Raw genomic sequence first — 21,785 nt, 5'->3', positions numbered from 1 at the left:
CCGTCGGATGCCCGCTGTTCGTTGGTGAGACGAGTGATGGTGAGTCAGTGGGCGGGCACCCGGGCCGCGACACCGACAGACTGCGGGGCGGGCCGGCCGAGGGCGCGGAACTCCCAGCCGGCTGCCACGTAGGCCTCCTGGTCGAGCACGTCGCGGGCGTCGACCATGCGGGGATGCGCGCCGGCCTGCTCGAGAGCCTCGGGCGAGGCCTCGCGGAACTCCGACCACTCGGTCAGCAGCGCGACGACATCCGCGTCGACCACCGCCCCGTCGAGCGACTCGGCGTAGTCGAGGTCGGGGTAGGCGCGGTGCGCGTTGGCGTTCGCCTCGGGGTCGTAGACGGTGACGTGGGCGCCCTCGAGGTAGAGCAGGCGCGCGACGTCGAGAGCGGGGGCATCCCGCACGTCGTCGCTGTTCGGCTTGAACGCGGCGCCGAGCGCGGCGACCCGCTTGCCGCTGAGGTCGCCGCCGACGAGCTCGCGGATGAGGTCGACGGTGCGAGTGCGCCGGCGGATGTTGATCGCGTCCACCTCGGCCAGGAACGCGACCGCGTCGCCGACGCCGAGCTCTTCGGCGCGGGCGCGGAAAGCGCGGATGTCCTTCGGCAGGCAGCCGCCGCCGAACCCGAGCCCGGGCTTGAGGAAGCGCGAGCCGATGCGGTCGTCGAGGCCGAGCGCCGCCGACAGCGAGTCGACGTCGGCGCCCGTGGCCTCGCAGACCTCGGCCATCGCGTTGATGTACGAGATCTTCGTGGCGAGGAAGGAGTTCGCGGCGACCTTGACGAGCTCGGCGGTCGGGATGTCGGTCACGAGCACCGGCACGCCCTCGTCGACGATCGGGCTGAACACGTCGCGCAGCGTCGCCTCGGCGCGCTCCGACGCGACGCCGAACACGAGCCGGTCGGGGTGCAGCGTGTCGTCGACGGCGAAGCCCTCGCGCAGGAACTCGGGGTTCCAGGCGACCTCGATGCGCGCATCCTCGGGGCTGACCTCGTCGGCCAGCTCGGCCAGATCGGCCGCCGTTCCGACCGGCACGGTCGACTTGCCGACGATGAGCGCGTCGCCGTGGATGCGCGAGGCCAGCTCGCGCACGGCCGACTGCACGTAGCGCAGGTCGGCGGCGTAGCTGTCGGGCTTCTGCGGGGTGCCGACGCAGATGAAGTGCACCTCGCCGAAGTCGGCGGCCTCGTCGAAATCTGTCGTGAAGCGGATGCGCCCGGTCGCCTGCGCCTCGGCGAGCTTCTCGGGCAGCCCCGGCTCGAAGAAGGGCACGTCGCCGTGCGCGAGCCGGTCGACCTTGCCGGGGTCGACGTCGACGCCGAGCACGTCGTAGCCGAGGATCGCCATGCAGATGGCGTGCGTGGCGCCGAGGTAGCCGGTGCCGACGACGGTGATGCGGGTGCGCTCGGCGCCGCCGGTCGCGTCGGGGTTCTCTGGTGCGTTCGAGGTGCTCACGGTGCGTTCCTTCCTGACGGGTTGCGGATGGGCGGGGGACTCGTGCCGGCGGGGTGGATCGAGGGGCCGGCGGGTCGGTAGGTGGATGGATGGTCTAGACGGGCGTGCAGTCGGCGTTCGACAGGCCCTTGGCCGCGTCGGTGGCGCTGTTGTCGCAGCGCACGACGTTGGTCAGCTTCTTGGTGACGTTGATGCCGTAGCCGGAGCCGTCGACATCCGCCCGGTTGCCCGAGAAGACGTTGTCGGTACCCCAGCCGTCGACGATCTGGTGGGTCTGGAAGCCGTCTTCGGGCGCGGCTGTGCCGCTGTTGCCGGTAACCGTGTAGCCGTTGCCCTTGATGTCGACCCAGCTGTCGGCGGCCTTCATGCCGGTGCCGTCGAAGACGTTGCCGGTGATCGTGCCGCCGGTGGTGCCCTCTTTGACGTCGATCGACTCGGCCGTCGTGCCGCTGATGCGGTTGCCCTGGATGAGCGCGCGATCGCTGCGGTCGGGCTGGCCCTTCGTGATGTCCTTCCAGTTCGACTCGGCCGAGCCGACGTAGATGCCCTCGCCGAAGTCGGCCTTGCGCTGCCCGGTCTTCGAGATCGTGTTGCCGACGATCTGCGCGTCGGTGCTGTTCTCGCGCAGGTGGATGGCCTCGTCGCCGGTGCCGGTCACGGTGAGTCCGCGCACGATCACGTTCTTCGCGGCGTCGACCATGACGCCCTTCTGCGACTTCGTGACGGTGAAGCCGTCGAGCACCCAGTAGTCGCCGCCGTCGATGTGGAAGCCGTAGCCGTCGCTCGTGCTGCCGGTCGAGATGACGGCATCCGCGGCGCCGCAGACCGTGATGGGCTGAGTCGCGGTGCCGTCGGCCTTGCCGGTGAAGTCGCCTGTGTAGGTGCCGGCCTTGAGCTTGATGACGGCGCCGGGCTTCGCGGACTTGAGGGCGGCGGTGAGGGTCTTGGCCGAGCTCACTGTGGTGGTGGGCCTTGCGCAGGCGGCGCTCGCCGCAGTGCTGCTCGCCGCGGTGCTGCTCTTCGGCGAGGCCGCCGCCGACGGCGAGGTGGATGCGGCGGCCGGCTTCGCGGAGCCGCCGCGCGCATCCGCCGCCCCCGATCCGTTGGCCGCGACGGCGGCCCCGGCGACAAGGCCTCCGGCGACGACGGCGATGCCGGTCGCGAGGGCGATCGTGCGGGTTCTGCGGTTCAGGTTCATCGGATGCTCCCTGCGGCTTCACGCGTCATGACGCCGCGGCTGAAGGACTGGAGGGGGGCCCGCTGGCGCTGCCGGTCGCGGGCGCCGAGGCGGTAGATCACCGCGAAGGCGACGAGCGCGAGCACGGCCGACCAGATCACGGTGAGCGGACTGAAGATGCCGCCGATCACGCGGCTCAGCGACTGGCTGGCGACCCAGCCGTCGACGATGTTGTTCTCGACGTGCGGGTTGATGGCGCGGTCGATGTCGATCGCCCCTGCCCCGGTGCCCGAGATCGTGTTGCCGGTGACGCGGGTGCCGCTCAGGGTGCCGACGAGCGCGATGCCGTCGACCGCCGCATCCGTCACCTTGTTGCCGGTGAGCACGGCGCCGGCGTTGCGCACGTAGATGCCGATGCCGGTGTCGTCGATGCGGTTGCCCGTCAGCTTGCCGCCGCGGGTGTCGTCGAGCACCGCGACGCCGTGCTGCTGCTGGCCGCGGATCGCGACCTTCTCGATCGACGTCGACGCCGCACCGCTGCGCAGCGCGACGCCCATGAGCCCGCCGGTCAGGGATCCGCCGGAGATCGTGGTGCGCGAGCCGCCGAGCACGTCGACGCCGTAGCGCTGGTTGTCGGTCGCGGTCAGGCCGGTGATCGTCGCCGACTTCACGGCGCCCTTGACCCCGGCGCCGCTCGGGTTGGGTCCATCTTCGACGGGACGGCCGTCGATCGTGATGCCGTTGCGGAAGTTCTTCGACGCCGTGACCTTGTCGAGCACGAGGCGCGACGAGGCGGTCGAGGCGACCAGCCCGTCCTTCGCGTTGCCGGTCAGCTTCGTGCCGGTGATCTTCGTGTCGGTCGAGCTGCGCAGGTAGATGCCGTCGACGAGGCTGTTCGCGATCGTGCCGCCGGTGATGGATGCGCCGCTCACGCCGTCGAGGAAGAGGCCGTAGGCGTTGCCGTCGGTCGCGACGCCGTCGAGTACCACGCTCGTCGTCGCCGAGCCGGAGGGCGCGAGCGAGACCGAGGGGGTTCCCGCGGTCGACGAGCCGATCTGGTTCAGCGCGCGGGTCGTGCCGGTCGCGAGCGAGGCGGAGAGTCCGCCGGTCGCGCCGCTCCAGAAGCCGAGCCCCTTCGCATCCGTGTTCGCGAGCGTCAGCGCGCCGCCGTTCGCCCGAACATAGGCGCGGCCGTCGGCGGTCGCCTGATCGGGGGCGCCGGCGGCGGCATCCCAGCTCTCGATCACGGTGCGCGCCTCGGCGGTGCCGGCGCTCGCGATCGTGCCGCCGACCGAGACGAGACTCGCGAAGCCGCTCGCGTCGCTCGCGAGGCGCACGGTCTGGCCGGCGCCGAGCTGCAGGGTCGCGCCGCGGGTGACGAGCACGTGCTCGAGCACGTCGACGGCGCCGCCGCCCGCATCCCGCACCGAATCGGGCGAGGTGGATGCGAGCTCGCCGAGCGTGTACGGCGTCGCCCGCCCCGGCAGCACCAGGGTCGGCCTGCCGTCGGTCAGCACCCGGAACGAGCGCGTCACGTCGACCTTGCGCCCCGCGGCGGTCGCCGCGGCGGCCTGCGCATCGACCACGCGCTGCGCCTCGTGCTTCACGAGCGCGGCCTCGTTGGCCGGGTCGCCGGAGTAGGCGCGGCCGGAGACCGGCGCCGCCGAGGGCAGGTCGCGGCGGCCGTCGGGGTGCGTGATGAGTCCGACGATGGGCGGACCGGCGATGCCCGCGACAGTCACGATCACGGCGCCGACGGCGACCACGATCGCGAGGGTGCGGGCACCCGAACGGCCGGTGCGGGTGCTCTTCGTCGGGCGGGTCATGCCGCCACCTCCTCGGGCTCCAGCTCGCGCTCGGGAGCCGGCGCGGGGCGAGCCGACCGTGTCGACGACACGGCCGTCGCCGGCTCGAGGCTCGCCGCATCCTGCCCGTCGCCGCCGATCTGGCCCGCCTTGCGCGTCAGCCAGCCCTGCTTGTTCATGGTCACGAAGGCCCACGCCTTGATCGGCAGGGCGACGAGGATGACGGTCAGCGTCATGAGCGGCAGCAGCAGCACATCGCGCGGGTGCTGGCGCAGGTGCGAGATGCCGCGGATGCCGCGGCCCAGCAGCACCCAGCCGAGCGTCAGCGCGATGCCGATCGGCGTCAGATCGAGGCGCGAGAACATCAGGTACGTGAGGCTCATCCCCATCGTCACCGGGGTGAGCAGGATCTGCAGCACCGTCAGCTGGGTGATGATCGGCTGGCGGAACAGCCAGCCCTGGAAGATCGCCGTCAGGTAGCAGCGGAAGCTGTTGCGGCTCCAGCGCACCCGCTGCTTCACGAAGGCGCGGAACGTGGCCGGGAACATCGACAGCGCCTTCGCCGACGACTGGTGCCGGGTCGTGTAGCCGCTCGACAGCACGAGCCAGGTGAGGCGCCCGTCGTCGCCGGCGATGCAGCGGGTTCCGAGGAAGAACTCGTTCTCGAGCTGGTCGAGCACCGGCATCACGGCCGCGCGGCGGTAGGCGGCGGTGCGCCCCGAGAGGCAGGCAACGGCTCCGGCCTTGCCCTGCGCGGGCACGTAGTCGGCGTAGCGCAGGTTGACCATCCAGTCGGCGATGCGCCGCCACACGCTCGTCTCGCGCTGGAACACGTTCTGCTGCGTGCTCACCCCGCCGACCTCCGGGTCGACGAACGGCATCTGCACGTTGTCGAGCAGCCCCGGCGTCCAGCGGGTGTCGCTGTCGACGAGCACCAGCACCTCGCCCTTCGCCATGCGGATGCCCACGCCGAGGGCCGAGCGCTTGCCGACGTGCTCGTAGAGAACCGGGGTGACCCGCGCATCCCCGACCGCCGTGATGCGGTCGTAGGCCTCGAGGTCGGCCACGTCGAGCACGATGATGATCTCGGTCGGATCCTGCGCCCGCCACGTCTCGAGGCAGTCGAGCAGGATGTCGGGGTCTTCGTGGAACGACGGCACCACGATCGAGGTCGTGGTCGAGAACTCGTTGACGATCGGCTTCGCCGAGTGCGACATGACGAAGCGCACGAACCAGATGCTCCACACGATCGTGCCGGCGATCGCCATCGGGATGAACGGTCGGATGTCGCTGAAGACGCCGCCGAGGCCGTCGATGAACAGGCCGAGGCTGCCGGCGAGCTGATTCCAGAGCTGCTGGAGGTCCAATCCGATCATCCCCCCGGTGTCGGTCGGTGCGCCTGTCGCGCGGTCTCCTGTCGGCGCGGTCGATGGCCACGAAGTTAGGCAGGATGCCGCTCGGCGTCCGCCGCTTCCGGGTTTCTCCCAGCGGCGCTCGGCTTCGCCCCCTCGCGGACGATCGGCGGAGAAATGCCCGGTCAGGCGCGGATCACTGCCCGCCCGGATCGGGGCACAGGCGCGCCGAGTCTGACGACACTTTCATGCAGTCGGGGAGTGATCGTCGCATCCAGCCTGTCGCCCGCGGCGCCGCGCGCCTACCCTCGCCGCATGGGCATCCGGCGCTTCGACCATGTGGGCATCAACGTCGACGACCTCGAGGCGGCGGTCGCGTTCTTCGTCGCGCTCGGGCTCGAGGCCTCGCCCGTGCAGCAGATGGAGGGCGGCTATCTCGCTCGTCTCCTCGCGCTCGAGGCCGTGCGCACCGAGATGGTCTACCTGACGGTTCCGGGCGGGGTGGATGCGGACGGTGTCGCTCTGCCGGGCAGTTCGGCGTTCGAGCTCTCGCGCTACGTGCATCCGGGCGGAGCGGGTCCGGATGCGCCGGGTGGGGCCGCGGCATCCGCCCCGAACGCGCACGGCCCGCGTCACGTCTGCTTCGAGGTGGACGACCTGGATGCGGCGCTCGCCGTCGTCGCCGAGCACGGCCACGCGCCGCTCGGCCAGGTCATCGAGACGCACGGCTACCGGCTCGTGTACGTGCGCGGCCCCGAGGGGCTCATCGTCGAGCTCGCGCAGCGGCTCGGCTGAGCGCGGGGCGCTGGAGTCGGGTCAGCGGGTGCCTCGGCGGGTGACGGCGTGCACCACCAGCCGGGCGAGGATGCCAGCGAGCAGCATGCCCGCCCCGACCACGACCGACGCCGGCGGCAGAGTGATGGCGAGCACGAGGCATCCCAGCGCCCCCAGCACCGAGACGGCGCGGGGCACGAAGCGGTGACCGGGCGCCTGCGTCAGCGCGGTCGCGTTGGCGACGAGGTAGTAGAGCAGCACGCCGAACGACGAGAAGCCGATCACCGAGCGCACGTCGAGCGTCAGCACGAGCGCGACGGCGACGACGGCGACCGCGACCTCGGCGGCCCAGGGGACCGAGCGGCGCTCATCCACCCGGGCGAGCACGCGGGGAAGGTCTCCGGTGCGGGCCATGGCGAGGGCCGTGCGGCTGACGCCGGTGACCAGGGCGAGCAGGGCTCCGAGGGAGGCGAGCGCGGCGCCGACGGTCACCACGATCACGGCGACCGGCCCGGCGGCGGACACCGCGTCGGCGAGCGGCGCGGCCGAGGTGAGCAGGCGTGCCGGCTCGAGCGCGTGCAGCACCGCGATCGCGACCGCGAGGTAGACCACGATCACGGTCGCCAGCGCGATCACGACCGCGCGGGGGATCGTGCGGCGCGGGCGCACGACCTCCTCGCCGAGGGTCGTGATGCGGGCGTAGCCGGCGAAGGCGAAGAAGAAGAGGCCGGATGCGGTGAGCACCGCGAGCGGCGAAGCGGCGCCGCCCGGCGAGGGTGCGCCCAGCCAGGTGAGTCCGAACGGCGACGATCGCAGGTCGCTCGGTCCGCCGACCGGCGAGCCTGTCGGGTCGACCGCCGAGGTCGTCGGCGCGCCGAAGGGGAAGCCGGGCTCGAGCGTCGGCAGCGCGGAGGGCGACAGCTCGGGCCCGAGTGGCGTGGGCGTCGACAGCGCGACCACCACGACGCCGACGAGGATCACGAGCACCGGGATCACGAGGATGCGCGCCGCCTGCGCCGTGCGCGTCACCCCGCCGAGGTTCACCGCCAGCACCAGCAGGAGCGCGAGCGCGGCGACGGGACGCTGCCATCCGCTCGCCGCCGGCACCGCGTAGGTCGCGAAGGTCGCCGCCATGGCCGCGCAGCTCGCGGTCTTGCCGATCGTGAACGACCAGCCGGCGAGGAATCCGGGCCAGGCTCCGAGTCGCTCCCGCGCCGGGACGTAGGCGCCGCCGGAGGTCGGGTACTGCGCGGCGAGCTGCGCTGACGAGAGCCCGTTCGCGACCGCGACGACGCCGGCGATCAGCAGCGCCAGCAGGATCTGCGACGCATCCACCCCGGTGCGCGCGACCGGCGCCCAGACGGCGAAGACGCCGGCGCCGATCATCGAGCCGAGCCCGAGCATCACGGCGTCGCCGAGCCCGAGTCGCCGCGTCAGCGCGGGGGCGGATGTGCCGGCCTGAGTCACGCGCGGATGCTACCGCCCGCCGGTGTCGCACCGGTTGCCGGCCTCATCCGACGCCGACGCCGCGCACGAGATCTCGCGGGTGGCCACGAAGTGCACGCGACGCGCCGTGCGGGCGTGCGCTTTCTGGCCACCCTCGGTGGGTCGATCTCGCGGGTGGCCACGTAGTGCACGCGACACGCCGTGTGGGCGTGCGCTTTCTGGCCACCCTGCGCTCGTCACCCTGTGCTGGCCGCTCTGCGCCGCCACCTTTTGCGGCCACGCGTAACGGCAGCGTGGGTCAGTCGGCCTTGAGTCGCTTGCGCGCCGCGCGCTCGCCGAGCACGATCACGTAGTCGGTGACCGGCTTCGTCGCGAGGCGGTCGACCTCCTCCGTCGCAACCGTCGACAGCTGCTCGTCGCTGTGGTCGGGGAACTTCTTGCGAAGGCCTTCGGTGACCTGGCGGATCGCCTCGTCGCGGTTGAACTCGGTGGTCATGTCGGCATCCTGGCACGCTCGGGTGAACGACACCATGCATCCGCATCAACGTGAGTGGGCATCCGCTTCGCGGAGCTCAGACGCCGCGCCCCGACACCCGCAGCAGCAGGTCGCGCTGGGCCTCGGCGGTGAGCAGCTCGCGGGACATGAGGTGCCACTGGCCGCGCGGACGGGTCTGGAACAGCACGTGCTCGGCCGTGATCTGCACGTCGCTGACGTAGGCGAGCTCGTAGGTGGCGGCGGTCGGGCCGATGCGGGTCGCGAGTCGGTCGGACTGCAGCTGCGCCGAGCCGACGAGGCCGCGGCGACGCGCGCGCTGCGCGGCGATGGCGGCAGCGCCGACCGAGACCGCGAGGGCGAGTCCGAGGAAGATGAGGTACGGCATCGCCCACTCGCCGAGCAGGCGCGATCCGGTGACGGCCTGCAGCCCGAGCAGGATCGCGACGACGGCGATGAGCACGATCGGCGCCGGGCTCGTCGCGAAACCGCGGGCCATGCGCACCGCGGCCCGGCCGGGTCCGGCGCCGCCCGGCAGGGTCGATCCGACCGGGTAGGCGCTCGGCAGGCCCTCGACCGGATGCGTGATCGGGAACGGCGGCGGTGGGCCGGCGGCGGCATCCACACCTGTGTCGATCGCCTCGCGGAGGCGTCGCAGTCCGGTCGGCCCGAGCAGGGGCAGTGGGATGAGCGGGATGACATGGTCCACGCTCGTGCGCAGCTCGAGCAGGTCGCCGCGGGCACGGGCGCCGGTGATGCCCGCCCAGTCGACCTCGAGGGTGCTGCCGGGCTTCGACAGCACGAAGGAGGTCGGGGTGAAGCGCAGCTGGTGGATCGAGCCGGCGTAGGCGTCGAAGTCCCGGTGCACCGAGGTCTGGCTCGCGCCGATGCCGAGCGCGACGAGCACGCCCAGTCCGACGGCCGACCAGGCGATCGTCGGGGCGCCGAGCGCCGCCGCGCCGACCGCGATCACGAGGGCGCCGAGCAGCAGTGCGGCCGTGGGGCGCACGAGCTCGGGGCGGGTGCGGGCGAGTGAGGCGAGCGCGCCGCGCGAGCGGTCGGGGAAGTCGCGATCCATCCGCCACTCGCGCGTGTCGGGGTCGACCCAGGCGCCGGGGTCCAGCGGGGCGGGGGTGCGGCCGGCGTCGCCCTCATCGCCCTCGGGGCCGGGATGATCGGGGCTGCTCACGCGGTCACGCTAACGTCCGCGCATCGAGATGCCCCGAATGCCCGTGACACGCCGCGCCGGTGAGGCGTGCGAGACATCTCGACGTGGGGATGCGCGGAGGCGAGGGACGAGCGGGGCGAGGAACGAGAGAGGAGCGGGGCGCCGCACTCAGACCAGCGGCGCCGCGTTCACGGCGACGAGCCGGTCGATCGCGCCGCGCAGGCGTTCGGCGAGCGGCGCCTCGTCGTCGGCCTCTTCGTGGTGCAGCACGAAACCGAGCGCGGCCATGACGAGCGTCACCGCGAGCTCGGCCTCGGCGTGCGAGCCGGCACGGGAGGCGGCGAGGGCGACGAGGTCGCCGCGCAGCCCGGTCATCCACTGCGACAGCGGCGGCACCAGCTCGGGGCGGCGGATGACGAGCTCCTTCATGCGCGCCCGCTTGGGTCCGGCGGCGCCCATGTCGATGATGAGCTCGCACAGGGCGGGCACGAGCGCGCCCGTCGCCGAGCGGAAGCGCTGCTCGGTCTCGGCGCTCATGACGCGCTCGGGCAGGTCGAGGGCGGCGGCCGGCTTCGACGGGAAGTAGTTGAAGAAGGTGCGCGGCGAGACCTCGGCCTCGGCGCAGATCTGCTCGATCGTGGTCGCCTCGAGGCCGTGCTGCTCGATGAGGCGCAGGGCGGCCTCGTGGATCGCGCGGCGCGTCTGCTGCTTCTTGCGCTCGCGCAGCGAGGCGCCCTCGCCGCTGTCGGCGGATGCGGCATCCGTGCTGGTCGCGGTGCTGTCAGCGGAGGTGTCGGTGGAGCTCATGGGGTGATCCGGGGTCGGGATGTCGGGGGTCGGGATGTCGGGGGTCGGGATCTCGAGGTCGAGGTCGAGATCGGGGCGGCGGGATCGTCGATCGGTGAGGGTCGCGATCCGGCGACGGGGCGGCATCCGTGTCGTGATGCCGCCCCGCCGCGCGGGGTCGGGTCAGGCCGGGGTGGTGACCTGGATGGTGCCGGTCGCGGTGACGCCGGCGCTGTCGGCGCGCTCCTGCATCGCCGAGTGCTGGCGCAGGGCCGGCACCCGGAAGAAGAGCGACAGGATGAACGCGAGGATCATGTCGCCGAGCGCGATCCAGAAGATCACCAGGGTCGAGTTGTTGAACCCGGTGAGGAACGGCTTGGTCAGACGCGGGTCGGCTCCGTTGAGGAACGAGGTGTCGTTCGTCGAGTTCTCGGAGGTGCTCGACGCGGTCGACTTCTTGCTCGAGTCGATGTTCTTCTTCACCTCGGGCACGAGCTGGTCGACCCAGTAGGTGCGCTGGCCCTCGTCAGACCAGTCGACGCTGACCTTGCCGTCGGTCGCGGTGGCGTGCGCCTTCTCGGCGACGCCGGCCGCGATGACCGACAGGGGCGCGTTCGGGTTGGCGGCGACGCCCTGCTGCACGGCGCCGTCGAGCTGCGCCTGCACGCCCTCCTCGAGCTTCGAGGTGATGGGCGTCCACAGCTTCTTCATGATGGCCGCGTTCGACTTCTTGTCGGCGACGGCCGGGTCGAGCGCCGCATCCAGCGCCGAGGTCAGCGTGGCCTTGTCGCCGGTGGCGGTCGTGATCGCGCCGGGCAGGATCGAGAACAGCACCGAGAGCATGATCGCCGTGCCGAGCGTTCCGCCGATCTGGCGGAAGAAGGTGGATGCGCTGGTCGCGACACCCATCTGGTGCGGCTGCACGGAGTTCTGGCTGGCGAGGGTCAGCGTCTGCATGAGCTGGCCGAGGCCGAGGCCGACGACGAACAGCGCGATCAGCAGGAACCACAGCGGGCGGTCGGTCGTCATGAAGGTGAGGATGAAGAAGCCGATCGCGGTGAACGCGGTTCCGGTCATCGGGAAGATCCGGTAGTGCCCGGTGCGCGAGATGACCTGGCCGGAGACGATCGACGCGGTCATGAGGCCGGCGACCATGGGGATCATCGCGAAGCCCGACTCGGTCGGCGACAGGCCGAGCACGATCTGCAGGTAGAGCGGCACGCTGAGCATGACGCCGAACATGCCGAAGCCGACGAGCACGCCGAGGATGGTCGACATCGAGAAGACGCTCGAGCGGAAGAGGCGCAGCGGGATGATCGCGTCGTCCTTCATGAGGGTCTCGATGACGATGAAGGCGACGAGTCCGACGGCGCCGATCACGTAGCAGGCGATCGAGCCGGGCGAGCTCCAGCCCCAGGTGCGGCCCTGCTCGGCGACGAGCAGCAGCGGAACGAGGGTGACGATGACGGCGCTGGCGCCCCACCAGTCGATGCGCGGCTTGCCGTGGCGGGCGAACTTGGGCAGGTGCAGGAAGGCGAGCACCATGACGAGGGCGATGACGCCGATCGGCACGTTGACCAGGAAGACCCAGCGCCATCCGTCGATGAAGAGGATCTGGCTGGCGCCGGCGAAGAGTCCGCCGACGAGGGGGCCGACGACGCTCGAGATCGCGAAGGTCGCGAGGAAGTAGCCCTGGTACTTGGCGCGCTCGCGCGGAGCGAGGATGTCGCCCATGATCGCGAGCGGCAGCGACATGAGCGCGCCGGCGCCGATGCCCTGGATGGCACGGAAGGCGGCGAGCTCGAGCATCGTGCCCGAGAAGCTGGCGAGCAGCGAGCCGAGCAGGAAGACGCCGATGCCGAAGATGTAGAGCGGGCGCCGGCCGAAGATGTCGCTGAGCTTGCCGTAGATCGGCGTCGCGATCGTGCTCGTGATGAGGTACGCCGTGGTGACCCAGGCCTGCTGGTCGAGGCCGTGCAGGTCGTCGCCGATGGTGCGGATGGCCGTGCCGACGATGGTCTGGTCGAGCGACGACAGGAACATGCCGGCCATGAGGCCGTAGATGACCAGCAGGATCTGCCGGTGGGTCATGATCGGCGATCCGCCGGACGCGGGGCTCGATGCGGGCGACGCCGAGGCGGTCGCGGTGGTGGATGACACGGGTGGTGGTCCTTCGACGCGTGCGCTGGCGAACGGCGTTCGTGAGCGCGGTGTGTGGTGGATGCGGAGCGCGGGCGGGGCGCTCCTCGCGTCGGTGGCAGCATCCGCTGTTCGGCGTTTCCGGGGCGCCGACGTTGGCGGATGCCTGCGTGGAACTTTTTGCAAGCGGTGCAATATTACGCGCGTGCAAGATTGCGTCAAGTGCAAATCTGGGCGACGGGTGTCGCCTTTTCGGGTGACGCGCGAAGGGGCCGCCCGCGCGATGCGGACGGCCCCTCGGATTCGGCTGACGTCGAGCGCCAGCTGCTCAGCCGGTTCAGGCGGTGGCGCCTCCCTCGTCGTCCGCGCGACGGCGGCGCAGCCGCAGCAGCACCAGCGCGGCGCCGGCGGCCAGCATCCCGAGCCCGCCGAGCAGACCCGCGAGGCCGTTCACGCCCGTCGCGGCCAGACCCGAGCCGGGGCCCGTCGCCGGCGGGGTCGCCGCGGTGACGATGATGCCGTCGTGGGTCGACAGCACCACGCCGTCGGCATCCACCCCCACGACCCGGAAGTAGTACTTCGTGCTCGGGTCGAGGTCGGTGATGTCGATCGAGGTCTCGGTGCCCGCGACACCGCGGCCGTTCCAGCCGGGGATCGGGTTCGAGAAGTCGGGCGACGTCGACACGATGACGCGGTAGCCCGCGGCGCCCGGCGTGGCCGGCCAGGTGATCTTCGACGTGGAGGTCGTCGAGGGCTCCGGCTGCGGGTCGACGGTCGAGATGATCGACACGGTCGTCGTGGTCTCGGCCGCGGCCGGCGCGAAGCTCGCGTCGCCCGAGTACGAGGCGGTGACCGTGTGCTCGCCCGGCTTCAGCACGCTGGTCTGGCAGCTGCGCGTCGGCAGGTTGACCGTGCAGAGCACCGTGGTGCCCTCGCGGAAGGTGACCGTTCCGGTCGCCGCCGCAGGCAGCTCGGTCGCCGTCAGCGTGACGGCGCCGCCCCAGACCGGCTTGTTCTCGGCGACCGTGACCCCGAGCGGCGTCGTGCTCGGCGTGACCGTGAAGGTCAGCGCCGCGCCCTGGCTCGCCTCGTGGTTCGCATCGCCGAGGTAGCGCGGCACGATCGTGTAGGTGCCGCCGGGCAGGTCGGTCGGCGTCGCGCACGACGTGGCGGGGAGCGTGATGCGGCAGAGCACCGTCTCCGCTCCTCCCGCGCCGATCGCGATCACGTCGACCTCGCCGGTCGCGCCGGTCGGCAGCCCCGTCACGGGCAGCGTCGCCGCGGTGCCGTAGACGGCGGTCGTGGGCGCGTCGGACGCGAACTGCACGTCGGTCGGCTGCTTCGCGACCACCACGTTCACGGCCGGGCTCGTCGAGCCGGCGTGGTCGGCGTCGCCCGAGTACTGCACCGTCACCGGGTAGGTGCCCGCGGGCAGGTCGGCGGGCAGCTCGCACTCGCGCGTCGGCAGACTCACCGTGCAGATGTCGTGGCTGACGCCGTCGGCATCCGTGTACCGGAAGGTGAGCTGGCCGCTCGCGCCGTCGGGGATGTTCCCCGCCGTCACGGTCGTCGCCGTGCCGAACACGGCGCCCGAGGGCTGCTCGACCACGACGCCGGTTCCGGCGGGCTGCACGGTCAGCGTCACGGCCGGGCTGGTCGTGGGCTGGTGGTTCGCGTCGCCCTCGTAGACCGCGGTGATGTCGTACTCCCCGGCGCCGAGAGCGGCCGGACCGGTGCACGAGACCGTGCCGTCGGCGCCGACGTTCTCGCTGCACAGCGTGCGCGTGACCCCGTCGCCGTCCACGTAGGTGAACGACACCAGACCGGTCGCGCCCGCCGGCAGGCCGGATGCGCTGAGCGTCGCGGCGGTGCCGTAGGTCGTCGTGGCCGCGTCGGATCCGTTCGCCTTCGCCGTCAGGCTGGTGGCCTGCTCGGTCACGGTGACCGTGACGGGCGATCCCGTCGCCGGGGTGTGGTTCGCGTCGCCCGAGTAGGTCGGGGTCAGCTGGTAGCCGCCCGCCCGCACCGGCAGCACGGCGGTGATCTCGCAGCTGCGGGCCGGCAGGGTCACGGTGCAGAGCAGCGTGCCGTCCTGGTCGGTGATCTTCACCGTGCCGGTGGCATCCGTCGGCAGCTCGTCGCCGAGCGTGACGGTGAACGGCTGGCCGTACTCCGACTGGGCCGGGGCGGTGATGGTCACGGTCGGCTCGGCCTGCGTCACGGTCAGCTCGAGCGCGTTGCCCGTGGCCGCGGCGTAGTTGGCGTCGCCGCTGTAGGAGGCGGTGATCGCGTACGACCCCGCCGGCAGTGTCGCCACGGTCGCGCAGCTCACGCCGCCGTTCGTCACCGGGCCTGAGCACAGGGTGTGCGAGCCGCTCGCGTCGGTGTAGGTGAAGGTGATCGTGCCGGTCGCGTCGGCCGGCAGGCCCGTCACCGCGAGCGTCGAGGCGACGCCGTAGGGGTGGCTGGCCGAGGCCGGGTCGCCGTCGACCGTGGCGTTCACGGTCGGGGCGGCCTTCGCCACGGTCAGCGTCTTCGCGGCGCTGGTCGACCCGGCGTAGGGCGAACCGGGCGTCGGGATGAAGACCGCGACCACGCTGTATTCGCCGGCCGGCAGGGTGGCCGGGGTCGCGCACGACGTGCTCGTGTCGATGTCGGTGCGGCAGAGCACGACCGTCTCGCCGTCGCGGGTGGCGCGGTACTCGATCGTGCCGCTCGCCGCCTCCGGCAGGCCGCTCGCGTCGAGGGTCACCGGGGTGCCGTAAGTGGCGGCCGGCGGGGTGGCGAGCGTGAGGCTCGTGGGCGCCGCGGTCACCTCGAGGGTCACCGGACCGCTCGTGCTGGGCGCGTTGTCCGCGTCGCCGGAGTACTGCGCGACGACCGAGTAGCTGCCGACCGGCAGCGTCACCGCGCTCGGCGAGCAGGTGGTGGCCGGCAGGGTCGCCGTGCAGAGCACGGTGCCATCGGCCGGGCCGCCGCTGACGACGAACGAGATCGTGCCGGTCGCGGGCGTCGCGCCGCCGGGCAGCCCGGTGGCAGCGAAGGCGGGCGAGCCGCCGTAGGCGACGCTCGACGAGGTCTTCCCGTCGACCGTGGCCGTGAGCGCGGTGTCGCGCGGCGTCACCGTGAACCCGACGGAGCTGCCGTCGGCGCCGACGTGGTTCGCGTCGCCGGCCCAGGTGCCGATGACCGTGTAGTCGCCGGCGGGCAGGATCTTCGACTTCGCGGCGGCGAGGTCGGCGACCGTGGTGGTGACGGTGTCGACGGTGGCGCCGCCGGCATCCTTCACGACCAGCGTCACGGCGCTGGCGCCGTCGGCGCCGGCCGGGATTCCGGTGAGGCCGAGCGGCACCGGGGTGCCGTAGGCCTGCGGACCCTGCGCGGTCGTGGTGAGCGCGGGAGCGGCGGCCTTGGCGACCGTCACGTTCGCGACCGCGCCGTCGGCGCCGGTGTGGTTGGCGTCGCCGGCCCAGGTTCCGGTGACCGTGTAGTCGCCGGCGGGCAGGATCTTCGACTTCGCGGCGGCGAGGTCGGCGACCGTGGTGGTGACGGTGTCGACGGTGTCGCCGGCGGCGTTCTTCACGAGGAGCGTGACGGCCGAGCTGCCGGTGGCGTCAGCGGGGATGCCGCTCAGGCCGAGCGGGATCGGCGTGCCGAAGGGCACGCCGGTCGCGGTCGTGGTGAGCGCGGGCGAGGCCGCCTTGCTCACCGTGAACGGCGCCGCGGTGGCGTTCGACGCGGTGTGGTTCGCGTCGCCGGCCCAGCTGGCGGTGGCGGTGAAGTCGCCGGCGAGGAGGCCGGAGACCTGCGCTGTGGCGAGCTGCCCGACCGTCGTGGTGACGGTCGTCACCGGGGTTCCGGCGGCGGTCGCGATCGCGATCGTGATGACCGAGGCCGGGTCGGCGTCGGCCGGCAGGCCGGTCACGCCGAGCGGCACCGGGGTGCCGTAGGGCTTGCCCGTCGCCGTGGTGGCGAGGGTCGAGGCGGCCTTCGTGACCGCGAACCCGACCTGGCTGCCGGTGGCTCCGGTGTGGTTCGCGTCACCGGCCCAGGTGCCGACGACCGTGTAGTCGCCCGCGGGCAGGCCGGTCGCCTGCGCGGAGGCGAGCTGCGCGACCGTCGTGGTCACGGTCTGCACGGTGTCGCCGGCGCTGTTCTTGACGTCGAACGTGACCGCGCCGCTGCCCGAGGCGTCGGCGGGGACGCCCGTGAGCCCGAGCGGCACCGGGGTGCCGTAGGCCTTCGGCCCGGCGGCGGTGGTGGTCAGCGTCGGCGCGGCGACCGGGGTGACCGTGAAGGCGGCCTGGGCGCCGGTGGCGGCGTTGTGGTTCGCGTCGCCGGCCCAGTCGCCGACGACGGTGTAGCTGCCGGCGGGGAGCACCTTGCTCTTGGCGTTCGCGAGGTTCGCGACGGTCGTGGTGACGGTGTCGACGACGTTGCCGCCGGCATCCTTCACCGTCAGCGTCACGGCCGAGCTGCCGGTCGCATCCGCGGGGATGCCGCTCAGGCCGAGCGGCACCGGGGTGCCGTAGGTCTGCGGTCCCGTCGCGGTCGTCGTGAGGGTCGGGTCGATCTTCGCGACCGTGGCGGTGGCGACCGCGCCGTCGGCGCCGGTGTGGTTCGCGTCGCCGGCCCAGGTGCCGACGACGGTGTAGTTGCCGGCGGGGAGCAGCTTGCTCTTCGCGTTCGGGAGGCCCGCGACCGTAGTGGTGACGGTGTCGACCGTGTCGCCGGCGGCGTTCTTCACGACGAGCGTGACGGCCGAGCTGCCGGTGGCGTCAGCGGGGATGCCGCTCAGGCCGAGCGGGATCGGCATGCCGTAGGCGACGTTGCTCGCGGTCGTGGTGAGCGCGGGCGAGGCGGCCTTGGCGACGGTGAAGTCGGCGGGCGACGCGACGCTCGACGTGTGGTTCGCGTCACCGGCCCAGGTGGCGCGGGCGGTGAAGTCGCCCGCGAGCAGTCCGGCGACCTGCGCGGTGCCGAGCTGGCCGACGGTCGTGGTCACGGTGGTGACCGGCGTGCCGGCCCGCGTGGTGATCGCGATCGAGATCGACGAGGCGGGGTCGGCGTCGGCCGGCAGTCCGGTCACGCCGAGCGGAACCGGGGTGCCGTAGGGCTTGCCGGTCGCGGTCGTCGCGGTCGTGGAGGCGGCTTTGGTCACCGTGAACGGCGCGGCGCTGCCGGTGGCGGTCGCGTGGTTTGCGTCGCCGGCCCAGGTGCCGACGGCCGTGTAGTCGCCGGCCGGCAGCACCTTGGTCTTCGCGGTGGCGAGGTTCGCGACCGTGGTGCTGACCGTGTCGACGGTCACGCCGCTGCTGTTCTTCACGTCGAAGGTGACGACGCTCGTGCCGACGGCGTCGGCGGGGATGCCGGTCAGCCCGACCGGCACCTGCGTGCCGTAGGTCTGCGGCCCCTGCGCCGTGGTGGTGAGCGTCGCCGCGCCGGCCGGGGTCACCGTGAAGGTGGCCTGCGTGCCGGTCGAGGCGGAGTGGTTCGCGTCGCCGGCCCAGTCGCCGACGACCGTGTAGCTGCCGGCCGGCAGCACCTTGCTCTTGGCGTTCGCGAGGTTCGCGACGGTGGTGGTGACGGTGTCGACGACGTTGTTCGCCGCGTCGCGCACCGTGAGGGTGACGACGCTCGTGCCGACGGCGTCGGCCGGGATGCCGGTCAGACCGAGCGGAACCGGCGTGCCGTAGCTCTGCGGTCCCTGCGCGGTCGTGGTCAGCGACGTCGCCGCCTTGGTGACCGTCGAGCCGGCGGCCGTGCCGGCGCGCTGCGCGTAGTTCGCATCCCCGGCCCACACGCCCGTCGTCGTGTAGGTGCCGACGGGCAGCACCTTGCTCTTGGCGGTGGCGAGGTTCGCGACCGTCGTGGTGACGGTGTCGACGACGTTGTTCGCCGCGTCGCGCACGGTGAAGGTGACCGCGCTCGTGCCGGTCGCGTCGGCGGGGATGCCGCTGAGGCCGAGGGCGAGCTGGTTGCCGTAGGTGGTGGTCGCGGTGGCCGTGGTGGTCAGCGCCGGGGGCGTCGCCTGGGTGACGGTCGAGCTCGCGGAGGTGCCGGTGGTGCCGTTGTAGTTCGCGTCGCCGGCCCAGACGCCGGTGGTCGTGTAGCTGCCGACGGGCAGCACCTTGCTCTTGGCGGTGGCGAGGTTCGCGACGGTGGTGGTGACGGTGTCGACGACGTTGTTCGCCGCGTCGCGCACGGTGAGGGTGACGACGCTCGTGCCGACGGCGTCGGCCGGGATGCCGGTCATGCCGAGGGTCAGCTGGTTGCCGTAGGTCGTGGTCGCGGTCGCGGTCGTCGTCAGCGCGGGCGAGTTCGCCTTGGTGACGGTCGATCCCGCGGCGCTGCCGGTGGCGCCGTTGTAGTTGGCGTCGCCGGCCCAGACGCCGGTGGTCGTGTAGCTGCCGACCGGGAGCACCTTGCTCTTGGCGGTGGCGAGGTTCGCGACGGTGGTCGTGACGGTGTCGACGACGGCGTTCGTGACGCTGTTGCGCACGGTCAGCGTGACGGTGCCGGTTCCGGCGGCATCCGCGGGGATGCCGGTCAGACCCAGGTTCAGCTGGTTGCCGTAGGTGGTGGTCGCCGTGGCCGTGGTGGTCAGGGTCGGCGAGTTCGCCTTCACCACCGACGAGTTCGATGTCGTGCCGGTGGCGGCGTTGCGGTTCGCGTCGCCCGCCCAGGTGCCCTGCACCGTGTAGGTGCCGACGGGCAGCACCTTGCTCTGGGCGGTGGCGAGGTTCGCGACGGTGGTGGTGACGGTGTCGACCGTGTTGCCGGCCGAGTCCTTGATCGTGAAGGTCACGGCGCTCGTGCCGGGTGCATCCGCGGGGATGCCGGTGAGCCCCAGCGCGAGGTGGTTGCCGTAGGTCACGGTCGCGGTCGAGATCGTGGTCAGCGCCGGGGCGGTGGCCTTGGTCACGGCGAAGGACGCCTGCGCACCGGCGGCGCCGACGTGGCTGGCGTCACCCGCCCAGGTGCCGATGACCGTGTAGCCGGTGCCGGCGGGCAGCACCTTGCTGGTCGCGGTCGCCAGGTTCGCGACGGTGGTGTTGACCGTGTCGACGATCGTGCCCGCCGAGTCCTTGACGACGAACTGCACGGCGGAGGTGCCGTCGACGCCGGCCGGGATGCCGGTCAGGTTCAGCGGCGTGCCGTTGCCGTAGACGACCGAGCCGCCGCTGGTCGCTCCGGCGGCCGTGGTCGTGAGAGTCGGCGCGCCGGCCTTGTTGACGGTCAGGGTGGCGCTGGAGACGGTGGAGGTCGCGTACTGGGTGTCGCCCGAGTAGGTCGCGGTGATCGGGTAGGTGCCCGCCGCGAGGGTCGTCGACGTCGCGCAGGTCGCGGCACCGCCGGTGAGCGTCGCGGTGCAGAGCGTGATCGGGTTGTTCGCCGCATCCACGCTCGTGAAGGTCACGGTGCCGGTCGCGGCGGACGGTGCGACCGTGGCGCGCAGGTTCGCGGCGGTGCCGTAGGCGACCGTGGCGGTGGCGGCGTTGTTGACCGTCTCGGTCGTCGTCGTGACGCCCTTGGCGACCGTGATCGTGCCGGTGCCCGAGGCGGGCAGGCTGTCGTTCGACGTGCTCGCCGAGGTCACGTTCAGGGCCGTGCCGGTGACGTTCGTGCTCGTAGGAACCGAGTACGGCAGGTTGAGCGCGGGAAGAGCGGTGCCCGCGGCGACGGCGGCGGTGGGCGTGTAGGTGCAGGTGATGGCCTGGCCGGACGGGGCAGCGCAGGTCCATCCGGTCGGCAGCGTGGTGGGCGTGGTCGGCGTGGTGCCGGCCGGGAAGGTCGTCGTGACGACGACGGGCTGGTCTTCCGAGCCGCCGTCGGGGCTGACCGTGGGCGTCACCGTGTAGGTGCCCGTTCCGCCCTTCGGGGCGGTCGAGGTGCTGCCGGCGAGGGTGATGACGGGCACCGGGCCGGCGAGCGTCGTCGCCGAGACGGTGCTGATCTCGTGGTTGTCGTTGGCTCCGCCGGTCGACGAGGTCCAGCCGTAGCTGAGCTTGTACGGGTAGCCGGTCGTCGGGTTGTACCAGCTCGCGTTCGGGGCGAAGGCCGAGTACTCCGAGCTGGTGTACTTCGGCAGCGCGCCGGTCATCGAGGTGACGGCGCCCCCGATCGGCTTCCAGAGCACCGCGTAGCTGCCGGCGGGAACGGTGAACGTGCCGAACGACGCGGTGGCGGCAGCGGTGATGTCGGCGCCGGTCGGGTTGTAGAGCACGCGCACGGGGACGAGCGAGTTCGCGCGGGTGGTGCCTGCCAGCTTGGACTGATCCTTGACGGTCTGCCCGGTCACGACCTTGGTGTAGGTCTGGCGGTTCAGGAGGCAGTATCCGTTGGTGGTGTTTCCGGGGCCGCGCACCGCGACGGCGGTGTATTCGCCCGTGACCCGGCAGGTGGAGGGCGTGGTGCCGCCGACCTGGATGTAGTTGCCGTAGGCGTCGAGTCCGATGCCGAGGTATCCGTTGCTCAGACCGTTGAGCGCCCCGTTGCTGTCGCTGCCGTAGACATACCCGAGCGATCCGCCGAGGGCACCGGTCGTGCTCGGCACCTGCGGGTTCAGCGGGTCGGTCGCGGCGAGGTAGAACGCGATTCCGTCGGCGCCGCTGCCGCCCCACTGATACGAGTTGAACGAGATGTCGAGACCCTTGGTGGTCGGGATCGACTGCGTCGAACCGAGCGCACCGACCTGATCGCCGAGCGCGGGGGTGAGGCGCAGCACCCCGGGCGATTCCGCGGTCGTCGCGCATCCCGGCACGGGCGTCTGGTTGGCCGAGGCCGTGGTCTTGCCCGTCAAGCAGGCCGCATTCGTCGCGCCCGACTTCGACGGCGTCAGCTTCTGCCAGTTGCCGCGAACGGCGAGGTCGGAGCCGGTGAAGCTCTCGGTCTCGAAGGTCGATTGCGCGGGCGGTGCGGCGGAGGCCGTCGCGACCGGCAGCAGGGCGAGGCCCGCTCCGACGAGAAGAGCAGTGGACGCAGCGAGCAGCTTTCGGGCGCGCGCGGGCAGCGTTGAGTCGTGCACGGTCGGTTATTCCGTTTCCCCCGGGACCGCTCCCCTGGTCGGATTCGCGTCGCTGGTACTCGGCGGCCGTGAGCAGTCTTCGGGTCGAGGGTAACCCGCGCTATGCGACATCCGTCAAGGCTTCTCACCCCGCACTCGCCCCCCCAGTGCGAGCGGCCCCCGA

General features: G+C 72.2%; 11 protein-coding genes. 1 reads left to right on the top strand and 10 read right to left on the bottom strand.

Annotated elements, in window-relative coordinates:
• Window positions 1-44: 44 nt before the first annotated feature.
• From BJ979_RS03045 to BJ979_RS03030, 4 genes are all read right to left on the bottom strand, one after another.
• Window positions 45-1,454, bottom strand: a complete 1,410-nt coding sequence (locus BJ979_RS03045) for a UDP-glucose dehydrogenase family protein (protein ID WP_179565056.1) — start codon at window positions 1,452-1,454, stop codon at window positions 45-47.
• Window positions 1,455-1,548: 94 nt separating this feature from the next.
• Window positions 1,549-2,652, bottom strand: a complete 1,104-nt coding sequence (locus BJ979_RS03040; RefSeq protein WP_179565054.1) for a right-handed parallel beta-helix repeat-containing protein — start codon at window positions 2,650-2,652, stop codon at window positions 1,549-1,551.
• On the bottom strand, window positions 2,649-4,457 hold the full coding sequence (locus BJ979_RS03035; RefSeq protein ID WP_179565052.1) for a right-handed parallel beta-helix repeat-containing protein: 1,809 nt from the start codon (window positions 4,455-4,457) through the stop codon (window positions 2,649-2,651). The genes BJ979_RS03040 and BJ979_RS03035 overlap by 4 nt, the downstream gene beginning before the upstream one ends.
• Complete coding sequence (locus BJ979_RS03030; protein ID WP_246286671.1) at window positions 4,454-5,803, bottom strand: glycosyltransferase; 1,350 nt, start codon at window positions 5,801-5,803, stop codon at window positions 4,454-4,456. The genes BJ979_RS03035 and BJ979_RS03030 overlap by 4 nt, the downstream gene beginning before the upstream one ends.
• A 300-nt stretch (window positions 5,804-6,103) precedes the next feature.
• On the opposite strand from BJ979_RS03030, the gene BJ979_RS03025 reads away from it, so the two are divergent.
• Window positions 6,104-6,583: a VOC family protein gene (locus BJ979_RS03025; protein WP_179565048.1), complete on the top strand. Its 480-nt coding sequence runs from the start codon at window positions 6,104-6,106 to the stop codon at window positions 6,581-6,583.
• 21 nt (window positions 6,584-6,604) lie between these two features.
• On the opposite strand, the gene BJ979_RS03020 is transcribed toward BJ979_RS03025, so the two are convergent.
• From BJ979_RS03020 to BJ979_RS17860, 6 genes are all read right to left on the bottom strand, one after another.
• Window positions 6,605-8,029: an APC family permease gene (locus BJ979_RS03020; protein ID WP_343046580.1), complete on the bottom strand. Its 1,425-nt coding sequence runs from the start codon at window positions 8,027-8,029 to the stop codon at window positions 6,605-6,607.
• 277 nt (window positions 8,030-8,306) lie between these two features.
• Complete coding sequence (locus BJ979_RS03015; protein WP_179565046.1) at window positions 8,307-8,504, bottom strand: three-helix bundle dimerization domain-containing protein; 198 nt, start codon at window positions 8,502-8,504, stop codon at window positions 8,307-8,309.
• A gap of 76 nt (window positions 8,505-8,580) precedes the next feature.
• Window positions 8,581-9,690 carry a hypothetical protein gene (locus BJ979_RS03010; protein ID WP_179565044.1) on the bottom strand — a complete coding sequence of 370 codons (1,110 nt, stop codon included), beginning with the start codon at window positions 9,688-9,690 and terminating at the stop codon, window positions 8,581-8,583.
• 147 nt (window positions 9,691-9,837) lie between these two features.
• On the bottom strand, window positions 9,838-10,476 hold the full coding sequence (locus BJ979_RS17300) for a TetR/AcrR family transcriptional regulator (protein WP_218853425.1): 639 nt from the start codon (window positions 10,474-10,476) through the stop codon (window positions 9,838-9,840).
• 162 nt (window positions 10,477-10,638) lie between these two features.
• Window positions 10,639-12,546, bottom strand: a complete 1,908-nt coding sequence (locus BJ979_RS03000) for an MDR family MFS transporter (RefSeq protein WP_179569964.1) — start codon at window positions 12,544-12,546, stop codon at window positions 10,639-10,641.
• Window positions 12,547-12,931: 385 nt separating this feature from the next.
• Window positions 12,932-21,622, bottom strand: coding sequence for an Ig-like domain repeat protein (locus BJ979_RS17860; RefSeq protein ID WP_179565042.1), 8,691 nt, complete (start codon window positions 21,620-21,622; stop codon window positions 12,932-12,934).
• Window positions 21,623-21,785: the final 163 nt, after the last annotated feature.

The organism is Schumannella luteola, assembly GCF_013408685.1.
Lineage (GTDB): Bacteria > Actinomycetota > Actinomycetes > Actinomycetales > Microbacteriaceae > Schumannella > Schumannella luteola.
The sequence above is the reverse complement of the archived record's forward strand: the minus strand, read 5'-3'. Positions and strand labels throughout refer to the sequence as shown.

Bases quoted from the DNA above. Each gene is read 5' to 3' on its own strand.
- BJ979_RS03040 (WP_179565054.1), bottom strand. From the start codon at position 2,652: ATGAACCTGAACCGCAGAACCCGCACGATCGCCCTCGCGACCGGCATC.
- BJ979_RS03015 (WP_179565046.1), bottom strand. From the start codon at position 8,504: ATGACCACCGAGTTCAACCGCGACGAGGCGATCCGCCAGGTCACCGAA.
- BJ979_RS03000 (WP_179569964.1), bottom strand. From the start codon at position 12,546: ATGACCCACCGGCAGATCCTGCTGGTCATCTACGGCCTCATGGCCGGC.
- BJ979_RS03035 (WP_179565052.1), bottom strand. From the start codon at position 4,457: ATGACCCGCCCGACGAAGAGCACCCGCACCGGCCGTTCGGGTGCCCGC.
- BJ979_RS03025 (WP_179565048.1), top strand. From the start codon at position 6,104: ATGGGCATCCGGCGCTTCGACCATGTGGGCATCAACGTCGACGACCTC.
- BJ979_RS17300 (WP_218853425.1), bottom strand. From the start codon at position 10,476: ATGAGCTCCACCGACACCTCCGCTGACAGCACCGCGACCAGCACGGAT.